A 13,240-nucleotide genomic window follows, 5' to 3' on the forward strand; every position below is an offset into this window, starting at 1 on the left:
CGAGTTGTCCACAGATCAGCTGTGGGTAACCCGCGAGGGCGACACTCCGACTACGCTGGGTGCGGGGCGTCCCCCCGTGGCGGGTGGGGGCTGTCTGCGGGGCGGTCGGCGCTGTCGGTGGGGCGACTGGTCGCGGAGCGGCTGCTGCGCACGCGCCGCGAATCCAGGCCAGTGGAGCGGACCGCGCCAAGGCCCGGCCCTCCGGGTCTGTCGGCGGCACCCCGGCCCGCTCCACCGGGTCAGTAGGCGAACGAAAGCGCCTGGTCATCGGAATCATCACCTGAACTCGAGTCGGAAGAGCCGGCCGGAGGAGCGGGCGGCATGACCGCGTCCACCCCGCCCCGGATGTATTTGCGCATCAGGTACAGCTCCACCACGCCCAGCACCGCGTACAGCAGCGTCAGCGCGATCAGCGACGTCCACACCTCGCCGACGGTCAGCTTCGACACCGCTTGCGCGGTGAACATCCACATGCCCTCGACGCCCGTCGGGTTCGGCGCCACCACGAACGGCTGGCGGCCCATCTCGGTGAAGATCCAGCCCGCGCTGTTGCCGATGAACGGCGTCGCGATACCGGCCAGCGCCAGCAGCGGGAACCAGCGTCCGCGCGGAATCCGGCCGCGGCGGGTGAGCCAGAGGGCCAGCACGCCGATGCCGGCGCCGATCGCGCCGAAGCCGATCATGATCCGGAAGCCCCAGTACGTCACCGGCAGGCTCGGCACGTAGTCGATCGGTTTGCCGGCCAGCTCGCCCAGCGCCGGGTCGTTCGGGTAGGTCGTGCCGTACTTCGCCTGGTACTCCGAAACCAGGTTCTCCACGCCCTTGACCTCGGTCGAGAAGTCGTTGTGCGCCAAGAAAGACAGCAGCGCGGGAACGTTGAACGTCTTGACGTCCTCGCAGTTGGCGTTTGCCACGTCGCCGATCGCGATGATCGAGAAGCTCGCCGGTTTCTCGGTGTGGCACAGGGCTTCCGCCGACGCCATTTTCATCGGCTGCTGCTCGAACATCAGCTTGCCCTGCGCGTCGCCGGTGATCGCCAGCACCGCGAACGCCGCTATGCCGACCCAGCCGCCGAGGCGCAGCGACGAGCGCCAGACGTCGCGATGCTCGTCCGTCTTCTCCGCTCGTCGCCGCCACAGGTGCCAGGCGGCCACGCCGACGAGGAACGCCGCGGCTACCGAGAACGCGCCGGCCAGGGTGTGCGGGATCGCGGCGAGCGCGGTGTTGTTCGTGAGCACCGCGCCGATCGAGTTCATGGTCGGCTTGCCGTTCACGAACTCGACGCCCACCGGGTGCTGCATCCACGAGTTCGCCGCGAGAATGAAGTACGCCGAAGCCATCGTGGCCAGCGAAAACGCCCAGGCGCAGGCCAGGTGTACGCGTTTGGACAGCCGGTCCCAGCCGAAGATCCACAGCCCGAGGAAGGTCGACTCGACGAAGAACGCGACGAGCCCCTCCATGGCCAGCGGCGCGCCGAACACGTCGCCGACGAACCGGGAGTAGGCGCTCCAGCTCATCCCGAACTGGAACTCCTGCACGATTCCGGTGACCACGCCCATGGCGAAGTTGACGAGCAGCAGCTTGCCCCAGAACTTCGTCATCTTGAGATACCGCGGCCGGCCGGTGCGCACCCAGGCCGTCTGCATCGCCGCGACCAGCACGGATAGTCCGATGGTCAGCGGGACCATCAGGAAGTGGTAGACGGTGGTGATGCCGAACTGCCACCGCGCGAGCTCAAGGACATCCACCTGTCCGATCCTCCGTGCGCGAGCACGCGGCAGCCAGTTCAACACGTCCTGATCAACCCAGGACCAACGTCCCGCTGACCTGGTCGAACCTCGCGCTGGCCGGTCCGCGGGTCCGGACTTCCCCCGGTCGGGTCAGCGGGTCTCCGCCACGAGCCACGCCAGGTATCGCGCGCTGCCGCCGGTGATCGGCAGGACGACGACCTCCGGCAGGTCGTAGGGATGCCGCACCTTCAGAAACTCTTCCAGCGCACCGGCCCGGTCCGCGGGCGTCTTGCACTCGATCCGCCACTCAGTCGCCGTCTGCACCTCGTCCTCCCATCGGAACACGCTGGTGATCGGCCCCACCACCTGCGCGCACGCGGCCAGCCGGGCCTCGACGGCGCTCGCGGCGATGGTGCGGGAAGCAGCCTCGGAGTCGACGGTGGTGAGCACGACGACGTGGTCAGCAGACATGCCCGCACCGTACCGCAGCCGGAAAACAGAATTCGGCATGCCGAACATTATTCTCCGGCGGCCCCATTACCAGTATTCCGACAACCGCACCGGGCAATTCGCAAACCCCATCATCTTGCGGCTTTCTGAACGGTTCCTTTATCGTTGCAGTGAAAGGGGTGACCACCAGCTCATGTCTCCTGCGCTCATCGCCATGTTCACCGCGTTCGGCCTGGTCCTGGCCGTCGAACTGCCGGACAAGACACTGGTCGCCACCCTCGTTCTCACAACCCGTTTCCGCGCCTGGCCGGTATTCGCCGGGGTGTCCGTCGCGTTCGCCCTGCAATGCGTGATCGCGGTCGCTTTCGGCAGCCTGCTGACGCTCCTGCCGGACACCGTCGTTTCGGTACTGGTAGCCGCGATGTTCGGGGTCGGCGCCGCGCTGCTGCTGCGTGAGGGCTTCCGCCAGGGCGACGAGGCCGGCGAGGACGCGTCGCGCTCCGGTGCGGGCCCGGCGACCTTCCTGCGGTCCGCGCTCACCTCGTTCGGCGTGCTCTTCGCCGCGGAGTGGGGCGACGCCTCGCAGCTCGCCACGGCCGGGCTGGTGGCCCGCCTCGGCAACCCGTTCGCGGTCGGCGTCGGCGCGTTCGTCGCGCTGGTGTCGGTCGCCGGGCTCGCGGTGTTCATCGGCGCGAAGCTCCGCAGCCGGATCCGGCCGAAGCTGATCCAGCGGTCCGCGGGGTTCGTTTTCGCCGGGTTCGCCGTGTTCGCGGCGACCCAGCTGCTCTGGTAACCGCCGTTTCACAGGAACGCCAGGTAACCTTTTCGGAACCCCCGAACGAGGACGAGGTGAACCCCTGGTGACGCCTTGGCCTCCGCCAGGACCGTCGAGGAGTTCCCGTGCCGACCGAGTCTCGCGCCGCCGTGTCGCCAGTGCACGGCCGTCTCGCGCTCGCCGGCATCGGGTTGGCAGTGGTCATCGCGACCGATCTGCATCTGCGGCTTTCCGCGCAAATCAGCCCGGTTTGGCAGACGCTGTCGGAGTACGTCTACGGCCGCCTCGGCGGCCACTCCGCCGCGCGACTGTTCGCCGTCATGTGCCTGGCGCTCGCGCTGGGCTCGCTGGCCCTGCTGGCCGGCCTCGTCAAGGCCCGCCGCTCGCCTGCCGTCGTAGCGCTGCTCGGCGTCTGGTGTGCCGGCCTGACGATCTGCGCGACCGTCCCGGTCGACCCGGACGGCCAAGCCCGCTCGTTCGACGGCCAGCTCCATAACGCCGCCGCACTGACCGCGTTCCTGGCCCTGCCGACCGCAGCCTGGCTCCTGACCCGCCGCGGCGGCCGGTCCTGCCCCTGGGAACCGCGCCGCACCACGATCCGCCGCCTGGCCGTCGCGAGCTTCGCCAGCGTGGCCGTGGTCCTCGGTGGGTTCGTCTTCACCCTGATCACCGGGCCGGCGCACCAGGAAGTGACGCTGGGACTGTTCGAGCGGCTGCTGTTCACCGTGGACCTGGCACTGCTGCTCACCATGGTCCGCCCACTACTAGCCGCTTCGCGCCGCTAGCCACCCACCGCGGGATCGCGCCGACGCCTGGATTGAGCGGCGTGATCAGCCCCCCGGGCTGGGCGCGCCGCTCAATCCAGACGCCGGCCTGAAAACGATCCCGCCCGCGACGGCGGAGCCGGCGCCAACAACACCGCGAGTTTCCCGGCCGCTTCCACTGTCAACGGCCCGATCTGGGCCGAGTCCAGCGGCTCCAGCGAGATCACGCCGACGCTCGCCCGCAGCCCGGGTACCCCGCGCACCGGCGCGGCGATCCCGGACGCACCCGCTTCCAGCTCGCTCGTCGATGTCGCCCACCGTTTCGTGTCTCCCGGCCGCAACGCCATCGCGCGGCCGGCCGCACCGGAGGACAGGCCGCGTCTGCTGCCGACCCGGTACGCCACGTGATAGCTCGTCCAAGACGGCTCGACCACCGCTACCGCCTGCGCGTGATCGCCCTGCGCGACGGTCAGGTGCGCGGTCGCGCCTGCCTGCTCGGCCAGGTCCCGCAGCGCCGGCCGGGCTGCTTCGCGAAGCTGCGGCAGCACCTGTCCGGCCAGTCGCAGCACCCCGACGCCAAGTCGCACCTTCGTGCCGTCCCGCCACACCAGGCCGCGTTCGGTCAGCGGCACCAGCAGCCGGTACACCGCCGCCCGGCTCGCGCCGATGGTCGTCGCGAGCTCAGAGATGGTCGCCGCTTGTTCGCCCGCGTCGGCGACTGCCTGCAGCAGCGCCAGACCGCGGTCGAGGGTCAGCGACCCCTCCCTGCTCACAGCAGCTCGAGTTCACCCAGGTCGGCCACCGGCTCGGCGAAAGACGCCGCCGCGTAAGAGCCGAAGAGCTCCCGCACCGCCTTCGCCGCCGGCTCGGACAGCGCGCGGGCCTCGTCGGCGAGCGCATTGCTGTCGGTCGATTCCAAGGCCTCGCGCACGTCACCGCCGGAGAGGGAGCGCGCGGACGCGACCAGCAGGTTCAAGAAGCCGTGGTGCGTGAAGCCGGTCTCCGGGTCGACGTGCCGGACGGCGCGGTGCAGGCTGTTCGTCGCCTTGAACGACGCTCCTGGCGAGCCGCTGACCACGGACAGGAAGTCGGCGACCTCGTCCACGCTGGGGAAGTTCTCGCCCGCTTTGCCGCCGCAGCGGATCTTCGGCCAGCTGCCGTGCTCGATGACGTTGCGGACGCCGTCCAGCCAGCCGACGCCGCGTCGTGGCTCGACCACCCGGATCACGTCCTCCGGGACGAACTCCGAGACCCGTTCGAGCCACACTTCGTCGACGTCGGACGGGGCGGGCATCTCCACCATCCGCAGCGACAGCAGTTCGCTGCGCGATTCGACGATCGAGATCGCCTTCGGGACGCCGCCGAGACCGGTGTCGATGATCAGCGACAGCGGCAGCGGCTCCTTGGGCTTGATCTTGATCAGCTCGGTGATCAGCTCCGGCAGCCGCGAGGACTGGCACAGGAAAACGCCCAGCACCCCCGCGTGCTCGCCGCCGCGCGATTCGAAGTGCGCACGCAGCGCCTCCGGCATCGCGACGTCGGCGGGCGGGAAGAGAGCCGAGTCGTCGACGAGCCGCGCGAACAGGGGAGGAATTCCACGGGGGCCGGGGGGCGTGAGTTCCACAGCGCTTGACACAACCGACACGCTAGTAGCGTACGGCAGGAGGACAAAATAGTTCGTTCTGCGGACACTTTGACGAGCCCTGGTGATTCGCCCGTGCCCTCTTCCCTTCGGCTCACAATTCAGGTTAGGCTCACCTAAGTAGGAGGTGAGCCGTGACCGAGGCACCCGCATCCGTGCGCCGTCCGCCCGCACCGAACCCGGCCGAACGCGCCAAGACGATCGCGACGCGAGGAGGCCGGGCGACGATCATGCCGACCGTCGACCGCGCCGGCTGCGACGCCGAGCGCGTGGAACCCGTGCTGCACCACGTGCACCACAGCGGCAGCGTCAGCATCCTTTTGCCGGACGAGCACCCGATGGTGCACGCCTGCCGGCAAACTCAGCGCGGCGAGCTCGCCGTCATGGCCGAGCTCGCCGACCACGCCCCGGTCGCGCTGCGGGAACCAGTTCGCGGCCTCCTGTGGATAACCGGCTGGCTCCGCCCGCTGACCGCGGTTTCGGCCCGCGCTCGCGCGATCTCGATCGCCGAACAACGTCCGGACCACCGCCTCCTGGACGTCGGCCACGGCGTGACGCTGCTGCGGCTGACCCCGGCGTCCCTGGTGCTGGCCGATGCGGAAGGGACCCACTCGCTGCGCCCGCACGTGTTCAGCGCGGCCCCGCCGGACCCGTTCCACCACTACGAGGCCGAGTGGCTGCGCCATCTGGAAAGCGACCACCCGGACGTCGTGGACCAGCTGGCCCGGCACCTGCCGGACCAGCTGCGCACCGGCCGCATCCGGCCGCTGAGCCTGGACCGCTACGGCCTGCGCCTGCGCGTCGAATCGCCTACCGGCGACCACGACGTCCGCCTGGCCTTCTCGCAAGCGGTCGACAGCCCGCCGCAACTGGCGACGGAACTCCAGCGCCTGCTGGGCTGCCCCTTCCTGCGCGGCCAGCACCGTCCGTGAAGGGCAGCCAGCAAACCCGGGTCGGCGCGCAGAGCGCTCAGTCTTCCGCCAGCTCCGCGGGGAACCCGCCGGTCGCGATCGGCCCCCACCGCTCGATCGTGACCCGGATCAGGCTCTTCCCCTGCTTCCGCATCGCCTCCCGGTACTCGTCCCAGTCCGGGTGCTCCCCCGAGATGCTCCGGTAGTACTCCACCAGCGGCTCGACCGACTCCGGCAGATCGATCACCTCGGCCGTCCCGTCCACCTGCACCCACGGCCCGTTCCACTCGTCGGACAGGACGCACACGGACACCGCGGGCGAGCGCCGGAGGTTCACCGCCTTCGCCCGCTTCGGGTAGGTGGAGATGACGATCCGCCCCTCGGAGTCCACCCCGCAGGTGTTCGGCGACAGCTGCGGCCGCCCGTCCGCTCGGGTGGTCACCAGGATCGCCCGGTGCCGCGACCGCAGGAACTCGACCAGCTCGTCCCGCTCGACCTTCGTGTTAGTGGCGATAGTCCTAGGCATGACCCCGACGGTAGCGTGCGTCCATGCGCAGCACCGCCAGCTCTTGGCTCCGCCCGGCCCTCCCGGCCTCGCCCGCCGAGATCACCGACCCCGCCGAACGCCGCGCGGTCAAGATCGAGCTCTGGCTGGTCTTCGGCATCACCCTCGGCCTGTCCGGCGTCCGCAGCCTGCTGTCCCTTGTGGACTCCCTGCTGCGGCCGATCCCGTTGGCGCAGCAGCAGGCCCAGCTCAACGTCCCGCAGGCCGCGGCAAGCTTCCTGGATCTGCTCAAGCAGGTACTCAGCGCGGGCCAGCTGGTCGCCTGGGGCGGACTGGGCCTCTACCTGCTGTGGCGTGCCGGGGTGAAATTCCGCGACATCGGCCTGACCCGCCGCGTCAAGAGCGACGCGCTGCGCACGCTCGGGCTGGCCGCCCTGATCGGCATCCCCGGTCTCGCCCTGTACTTCCTCTCCTACCACCTCGGCTTCAGCCTGGCCGTCCAACCGTCCACTTTGGGCGATACGTGGTGGCGGCCGATCGCGCTCACGCTTTCCGCGTTCGGCAACGCTTTCGCCGAAGAAGTGCTCGTGATCGGCTATCTGCTCACCCGGCTGCGGCAACTGGGCGTGCGCGAGAACGCGTCGCTCTTCGGCGCGGCGGTGCTGCGCGGTTCCTACCACCTCTACCAGGGGTTCGGCGGCTTCGTCGGAAACCTCGTCATGGGCCTGGTGTTCGGCCGGTTCTGGCAGCGGACCAACCGGCTGTGGCCGCTCATCGCCGCGCACACTTTGTTCGATGTGGTGTCCTTCGTCGGCTATTCGTTGCTGAAAGGACGGCTTTCCTGGCTCCCGTGATGCCCGCTCATTAGGCTCCGGTTCGTGAGCGAGATGACGGCACCACCCAGGGTGGACAGCGAAGTCGGGCCTCTTCGGGCAGTTCTGCTGCACCGGCCGGGAAACGAGCTCAAAAGGCTCACTCCCCGCAACAACGACCAACTCCTCTTCGACTCGATCCCGTGGGTGGACCGGGCCCAGGAGGAGCACGACGCGTTCGCCGAAGTCCTGCGCGGACGCGGGGTCGAGGTGCTGCTGCTGGCCGACGTTCTCCGCACCGCATTGGAAGACCAGCGCGCGCACGCGGCCGGCGTCCACGCGGCGGTGGACAACCGCCGGCTCGGGAACGATCTCGCCGATTCGCTGCGGTCGCACCTGACGAGCGTCGACGCCGCTGAGCTCGCCGAAGTCCTGATGGCCGGCATGACGTTCGAAGAACTGCCGTCCGCCGAAGGCGTCTCGCTGGTGCGGATGATGCACGGCCCGCACGATTTCGCCGTGGACCCGTTGCCCAATCTGCTGTTCACCCGCGATTCGTCGGTGTGGATCGGCGACCGGGTCGCCATCTCGTCGTTGACCATGCCCGCGCGCCGGCGGGAAACCGCGCTGCTGGATCTGATTTACGCCTACCACCCTCGGTTCCGGCACGCCGCCCGCGCGTACGGCGCGCACTCCGCGCCGATCGAAGGCGGCGACGTGATGCTGCTGGCCCCCGGCGTGGTCGCGATCGGCGTCGGCGAACGCACCACCCCGGCGGGCGCGGAATCGCTGGCCCGCTCGGTATTCGCCGACGGACTCGCGCATACCGTCGTCGCGGTGCCGATCGAACAATCGCGCGCGACGATGCATCTCGACACGGTATGCACGATGGTCGATGTCGATGCGGTCGTGATGTATCCGCTCGCGCGCCATTCGCTGACCGCGTTCACGCTCAAACCGACCGGCGACGGAGGCGTGAAAGTGGCCGGTCCGGCGCCATTTCTCGAAGCGGCCGCGGAAGCGATGGAGATCGACCGGCTGCGCGTGATCGACACCGGCCTCGACCCGGTGACCGCGGAGCGCGAGCAGTGGGACGACGGCAACAACACGCTGGCCTTGGCCCCGGGCGTGGTCGTGGGGTACGAGCGGAACGTGGAGACCAACGAACGGCTCGCCGCCGCGGGAATCGAGGTGCTGGCGATCGCCGGCTCCGAACTGGGCTCCGGCCGCGGCGGCCCGCGCTGCATGTCCTGCCCGGTGCGCCGAGATCCGCGATGAGCCGAAGTTAGCCTTTCCTTAATAAGTTCGATATCATTAAGGGAAGGCTAACCGAAATAAGTGTTTCCTTGTTGAGGAATGGTAGCCCTCCTGGGGTGTAGATCACCAGGCCAAAGTGGAAAGCATTCGGCCGTTGACGTACGGTGAGGGACATGGCCGCTACGAAGAAAGAACCACGCTCCAAGTTCTACGAACTGCTGCAGGCGCAGATCCACAACGAGTTCAACGCCGCTCAGCAGTACATCGCGTTGGCGGTCTGGTTCGACAACGAGGACCTGCCGCAGCTGGCGAAGCACTTCTACCGGCAGTCGGTCGAGGAACGCAATCACGCGATGGCGCTCGTGCAGTACATGCTCGATCGCGACCACCACGTCGAGATCCCCGGCACCGGCGAGGTGCGCAACGAGTTCTCCGCGCCGATCGAGCTGATCGAGCTCGCGCTGGCGCAGGAGAAGGAGGTCGCCGCCGACATCTCCGCGCTGGCCAAGGCCGCGCGCGCCGAGGACGACTACATCAGCGAGCAGTTCACCCAGTGGTTCCTCAAGGAACAGGTGGAGGAGATCTCGCAGATGTCCACGCTGCTCACCGTCGCCCAGCGGGCCGGCGAGAACGTGTACGAAATCGAGAAGTTCCTGCACCGCGAAGCTGTCGGCGACAGCGGTGCGGACTCCGGCATGCCCCCGGTCGCGGGCGGCGCGCTGTAAGCGAAACTCGGCAGAAGCCCGGTTGTCCCCAGTGTGGACAACCGGGCTTCTGCCTGTGGACAACCTCATCGCCGTTCGTAGTGCGCGATCAGCACGCCCTTCGTGGTCGCGACGCTTCCGGCGAGCGAAAACTTGGTCAGCGGAGCCGGGCCCTGGAAAAGCCGGGCACCCCGGCCGAGCGTGAGCGGGTGGATCAGCAGCGTGAGCCGGTCGAGCAGGCCGGCCGCGTGCAGCGAACGCACCAGCGAAACGCTTCCGATAACGGAAAGATCGTTGCCTGGCGAGGCTTTCAGCTCCGCCACCGTTTCCGCCGCGGACCCGCGCAGCAGCACCGAGTTCTGCCAGCCGTCCGCGTCCGCCAGCGTTCTGGAGACGACGTACTTCTTGGCCGGATTCATGTGCGCGGTGAACGGATTCCCGTCCGTCCGGCCAGACCACGCGGCGCTGAAGTCCTGCCAGGTGCGCCGGCCGAACAGCATGTCCCCGGGACGGCTCATTCCTTTCGCCATTTCCCGCGCCATGACGTCGTCGGAGTAGCCGTTGCCCCAGCCGCCCAAGTCGAACCCGTCGCGAGTGTCCTCGTCGCGGCGGCCGAGACCCTGCACTACACCGTCCAGGGTGATGCTGAGGGTGACATTGATCGAACGCATCGGAGATGTCCTTCCGCTTTCGCGGACCGCTGACCGGCCCGGCACCCGCTACACGAGCGGCACCCGGCCGGATCGACATCTGCCGGCGAGATTCTTTCTCCGGCCGCCCGATCGGTGCGGTCAGCCGGCGCAGTCCTGCGCCTTCGCCCGGACCTCGACGCCCTGCACCGCTCCGTCCGAGTTCAGCGTGAAGTGGTACGCGCCCTGGTCTCCGGTCGGCGACACCAGCTCGGACGACGATTCCGAGGTGCCCGGATACGTCGAGGTCACCTGGTCCTTCAACGATCCGTCGCCGACGCCTTCCGGGGTGTGCGCGGCCCCGTCCGGCTTCACCGAGACCACGCCCTTGTCCGCCGATACGACGGCGGTAGCGGCCGGAACCCCAGCCCCGGCGACGTCGTAGTAAGTGCAGCTGCCCGACTCCTTCACCGGGGTGAGCTGCACGCCCTGGTCGGTGAGCTGCTTCTCGGTCATGCCGAGCTTCACCGCGCCGAGCCCGTCGGCGGTCACCAGCGTTCCGGCGACGACCTTCGACGTCGGCTGAGAAGTCGGAACCGGCGTCGAGTGGCGAGGCGGCCGCGCCGGCGGGACCGGCAGGTCGCTCTCCTCGGTGTCCGACGGCTCGACCGGCGCTTGTTCCGCCGACGACGCGGCGCTGGACGTCGGCTCCGGCACCGGCGAAGACGCCAGCGGCGTCGGCGCGCTGACCGCGCGGGAGGACAGGTCGGCCGTCGCGTGCTCACCGCGCAACTGGACCACCGCCAGACCGGCGGAAACCACCGCGAGCGCACACGCCGCCCCCGCCGCCGAAGTCAACGCCCGCTGGCGGCGGCGCCTCCGACGCGCTCCCGCCACGATGACGGCCGCTGCGTCGTCGGCTGGCTCGACGGTCAGCCGGTCGTCGGCGAACAGGGCACGCAGCCGCTGTTCCAGCTCGCCGGGCTCGTTCATCCCTCGCCTCCTTCCGCCTGCCGCAGTTTCGTCCGCAAGGACGCGATCGCCTTGCTCGCCTGGCTCTTCACTGTCCCCTGGCTGATGCCCAGCGCTTCGGCTATCTCCACTTCGGACAGTCCTTCGTAGTACCGCAGCACCATCACCGTGCGCTGCCGCGGCGGGAGGTCCCGCAGCGCCCGCCACAACGGCTCGTGCTCGAAGGGATCCTGCGGCGCGCACGGACTGGTGTCCGGCAGGTCCGCGACGAGGTTCTCCCGCCGGGTCCGCCGCCATCGGCTGACATGCGCGTTCGCCATCGAACGGCGCACGTACGCGAGCGGGTCGCCAGTCTTCTGCTGCACGTAGGACCAGCGGGCGCCCATCTTCTCGAGCACGGTCTGGACGAGGTCCGCGGCGTCGTGCGGATTCCCGGTGAGCACATGCCCGTAGCGCAGCAGTCCGGGCAGTGCCTCCTGGACGAAGTCCCCGAAATCGGCGACGGCAGCCACCCGGCGGCCGGTCCAGGCCGGATCGCTTTCCGCGATCAGGGGCGCGGCAGCCGTCACCGTTTCGCCCCCTCCCTGGATGACCACGTCGTGCGACGGTTCCTCGTCATCCCCATCACGCATGAGCGCCCCCGAAGGTTGTCCTGCCTCCGCCTCGGCCTTCACCGGCCGCGGACAACCAGGGGTCAGCGCACCGAAAGCGACTCGGGCAGCGCCAGCGTGCCGTCCGGGCCAGCGGGGAAATCGTGGACCGCGACCACCGCGTTTCGCGGGATCGTGCCGTAAACGTGCGGAAACCGGATCCCGCCCGGGTCTGGCGGCACCCCGTCCTCCCAGCGTACCGGCGCCTCGACGAGCAACGGGTCGATCTCGAGCAGCAACAGGTCGGTGCGGCCGCGATACAGCGCGTTGGCCGGCAGCGCGACGGTGCCCGGATCGGAACAGTGAATGAACCCGACGTCGTCGAGCGACGCCGCCCGGTACTGGCCGGCCTCGGACGCCGCGGACCACTCGTCGCGGGTGCAGATGTGGAGGATCACGCGGCGATCGTCCCACTGAACCGGGCCTGAATTGTGCACTTGTGGACAATTCAGGCCCGACTGGTGGACAACTCGGCTTGAGCTGCCCACCAGCGGGCTAAGTCAGCGAATGGTGAGCTGCCGCCCGATCAGACCGTCGCGGGCGCGCCGCTCGGCGGCGTTCAGCGGTTCGGCGTCGAGCGACTTGAGCGACTCGTCCAGCCGGGCGCCGAGCTGATCCTTGGGCTCGGCCCACTCGCGGGCATGCGCCTCGGGGTCGAGGTCCCAGACCGGGACCAGCAGGCCGTGCGCCCGGAAGGACCCGGCGTAGCGAGTCCCCTCGCCGAGGCTGAGCGTGCCCGCCGCGGACAGCCGCGCAAGCGCTTGCAGCAGCAGGTTCTCCGGTTCCGGCCGAACCCAGCGCAGGTGCGCCTTCTCGCCCGCGAGCACCCAGTAGGCACCAGTCCCGAGCCGTTCGGTCGGCATGATAGCCGCGTTCGCGCGCTCCAAGGACACCGCGACGTCACCGGTCGCGTCCGCGTCCTCGGGCAGCCACCAGGCGAAGTCGGTGTGCAACTCGACTTCCAGTTCCGCGCTCGGCACGAGCAGGTCCTGGAGCCGGTTGTGCTCGTCGGGGTCGGTCGGGGACGCGGTGTCCGGCACGGAGAGGACGTCGCCGGGTTCGGCGTCGAGCAGCCAGCGCAGCGAACGGCCGAGGTCGCGGCTGATGTCCGACGAACGCGTCTGAACCTGCAGACCGAGGAACCGCTGCCCGTCCGACCGGACGAACGCGGCGGCCGCCATCGGCAGCACGGTGCCGAGCGTGACGTCGCCGCCCTCGGCGAGCGTGAGCTTCGCGGTGGCAGACGGGACGAACTCGCGCAACGCGATCAGCTCCGGCTCGGCGGCCAGGCCCTCGAACGGCTGGCCGACGAAGACGTCGCGCACCTTCGGCTTGCGGTCCGGCGTGGGACCCTTCTTACGCGCGCCCTTACCCACTTCAGCCTCCTCGGAGCTCGACGGGAAAACGCTATCGAAGGGGCTGGCCGCGCGGACGCGCGG

General features: G+C 69.3%; 16 protein-coding genes. 6 read left to right on the forward strand and 10 right to left on the reverse strand.

What is annotated here, in order from left to right:
- Positions 1-239: 239 nt before the first annotated feature.
- Complete coding sequence (locus AMYBE_RS0131805; protein WP_020663437.1) at positions 240-1,748, reverse strand: cytochrome ubiquinol oxidase subunit I; 1,509 nt, start codon at positions 1,746-1,748, stop codon at positions 240-242.
- A 132-nt stretch (positions 1,749-1,880) separates the two neighbouring features.
- A complete protein-coding gene (gene cutA / locus AMYBE_RS0131810) occupies positions 1,881-2,201 on the reverse strand; it encodes a divalent-cation tolerance protein CutA (RefSeq protein ID WP_027928215.1) in 321 nt (106 codons plus the stop codon).
- A gap of 172 nt (positions 2,202-2,373) precedes the next feature.
- Here cutA and AMYBE_RS0131815 point away from each other — a divergent pair, with 172 nt between their 5' ends.
- Both AMYBE_RS0131815 and AMYBE_RS0131820 read left to right on the forward strand, forming a co-directional pair.
- Entirely contained in the window at positions 2,374-2,973 is a 600-nt protein-coding gene (locus tag AMYBE_RS0131815; protein WP_020663439.1) for a TMEM165/GDT1 family protein, read from the forward strand.
- Positions 2,974-3,080: 107 nt separating this feature from the next.
- The gene (locus AMYBE_RS0131820; protein WP_020663440.1) at positions 3,081-3,740 is read left to right on the forward strand and encodes a DUF998 domain-containing protein; all 660 of its coding nucleotides are present in this window, start codon (positions 3,081-3,083) and stop codon (positions 3,738-3,740) included.
- Between the two features lie 71 nt (positions 3,741-3,811).
- Here AMYBE_RS0131820 and AMYBE_RS0131825 read toward each other — a convergent pair whose 3' ends face one another.
- Together AMYBE_RS0131825 and AMYBE_RS0131830 are read right to left on the reverse strand one after the other, a co-directional pair.
- On the reverse strand, positions 3,812-4,492 hold the full coding sequence (locus AMYBE_RS0131825) for an IclR family transcriptional regulator (RefSeq protein WP_020663441.1): 681 nt from the start codon (positions 4,490-4,492) through the stop codon (positions 3,812-3,814).
- Positions 4,489-5,343 (reverse strand): hypothetical protein, encoded by an 855-nt coding sequence (locus tag AMYBE_RS0131830; protein ID WP_281172144.1) that lies wholly within the window; start codon positions 5,341-5,343, stop codon positions 4,489-4,491. Before AMYBE_RS0131830 ends, AMYBE_RS0131825 begins: the two co-directional genes overlap by 4 nt.
- A 152-nt stretch (positions 5,344-5,495) precedes the next feature.
- Between AMYBE_RS0131830 and AMYBE_RS0131835 the strand changes: the two genes are divergently transcribed.
- Positions 5,496-6,293 carry a DUF2470 domain-containing protein gene (locus AMYBE_RS0131835; RefSeq protein ID WP_020663443.1) on the forward strand — a complete coding sequence of 266 codons (798 nt, stop codon included), beginning with the start codon at positions 5,496-5,498 and terminating at the stop codon, positions 6,291-6,293.
- 37 nt (positions 6,294-6,330) lie between these two features.
- On the opposite strand, the gene AMYBE_RS0131840 is transcribed toward AMYBE_RS0131835, so the two are convergent.
- Complete coding sequence (locus AMYBE_RS0131840) at positions 6,331-6,798, reverse strand: PPOX class F420-dependent oxidoreductase (RefSeq protein WP_020663444.1); 468 nt, start codon at positions 6,796-6,798, stop codon at positions 6,331-6,333.
- 23 nt (positions 6,799-6,821) lie between these two features.
- Between AMYBE_RS0131840 and AMYBE_RS0131845 the strand changes: the two genes are divergently transcribed.
- From AMYBE_RS0131845 to AMYBE_RS0131855, 3 genes are all read left to right on the forward strand, one after another.
- Positions 6,822-7,631: a CPBP family intramembrane glutamic endopeptidase gene (locus AMYBE_RS0131845; RefSeq protein ID WP_020663445.1), complete on the forward strand. Its 810-nt coding sequence runs from the start codon at positions 6,822-6,824 to the stop codon at positions 7,629-7,631.
- 51 nt (positions 7,632-7,682) lie between these two features.
- Positions 7,683-8,867: an arginine deiminase gene (locus AMYBE_RS0131850; protein ID WP_020663446.1), complete on the forward strand. Its 1,185-nt coding sequence runs from the start codon at positions 7,683-7,685 to the stop codon at positions 8,865-8,867.
- A gap of 152 nt (positions 8,868-9,019) precedes the next feature.
- Positions 9,020-9,571 (forward strand): ferritin, encoded by a 552-nt coding sequence (locus tag AMYBE_RS0131855; protein ID WP_020663447.1) that lies wholly within the window; start codon positions 9,020-9,022, stop codon positions 9,569-9,571.
- A 65-nt stretch (positions 9,572-9,636) separates the two neighbouring features.
- Here AMYBE_RS0131855 and AMYBE_RS0131860 read toward each other — a convergent pair whose 3' ends face one another.
- The 5 genes from AMYBE_RS0131860 to AMYBE_RS0131880 form a co-directional block, all read right to left on the reverse strand.
- Positions 9,637-10,221 (reverse strand): dihydrofolate reductase family protein, encoded by a 585-nt coding sequence (locus AMYBE_RS0131860; protein WP_020663448.1) that lies wholly within the window; start codon positions 10,219-10,221, stop codon positions 9,637-9,639.
- A gap of 120 nt (positions 10,222-10,341) precedes the next feature.
- The gene (locus AMYBE_RS0131865) at positions 10,342-11,172 is read right to left on the reverse strand and encodes a hypothetical protein (RefSeq protein ID WP_020663449.1); all 831 of its coding nucleotides are present in this window, start codon (positions 11,170-11,172) and stop codon (positions 10,342-10,344) included.
- Complete coding sequence (locus AMYBE_RS0131870) at positions 11,169-11,720, reverse strand: SigE family RNA polymerase sigma factor (RefSeq protein WP_425386963.1); 552 nt, start codon at positions 11,718-11,720, stop codon at positions 11,169-11,171. The genes AMYBE_RS0131865 and AMYBE_RS0131870 overlap by 4 nt, the downstream gene beginning before the upstream one ends.
- Before the next feature lie 125 nt (positions 11,721-11,845).
- On the reverse strand, positions 11,846-12,199 hold the full coding sequence (locus tag AMYBE_RS0131875; protein ID WP_020663451.1) for a DUF952 domain-containing protein: 354 nt from the start codon (positions 12,197-12,199) through the stop codon (positions 11,846-11,848).
- A gap of 102 nt (positions 12,200-12,301) precedes the next feature.
- A complete protein-coding gene (locus tag AMYBE_RS0131880; protein ID WP_020663452.1) occupies positions 12,302-13,177 on the reverse strand; it encodes a DUF5926 family protein in 876 nt (291 codons plus the stop codon).
- Between the last annotated feature and the right edge of the window lie 63 nt (positions 13,178-13,240).

This window comes from Amycolatopsis benzoatilytica AK 16/65 (assembly GCF_000383915.1).
Classification (GTDB): Bacteria; Actinomycetota; Actinomycetes; order Mycobacteriales; family Pseudonocardiaceae; genus Amycolatopsis; species Amycolatopsis benzoatilytica.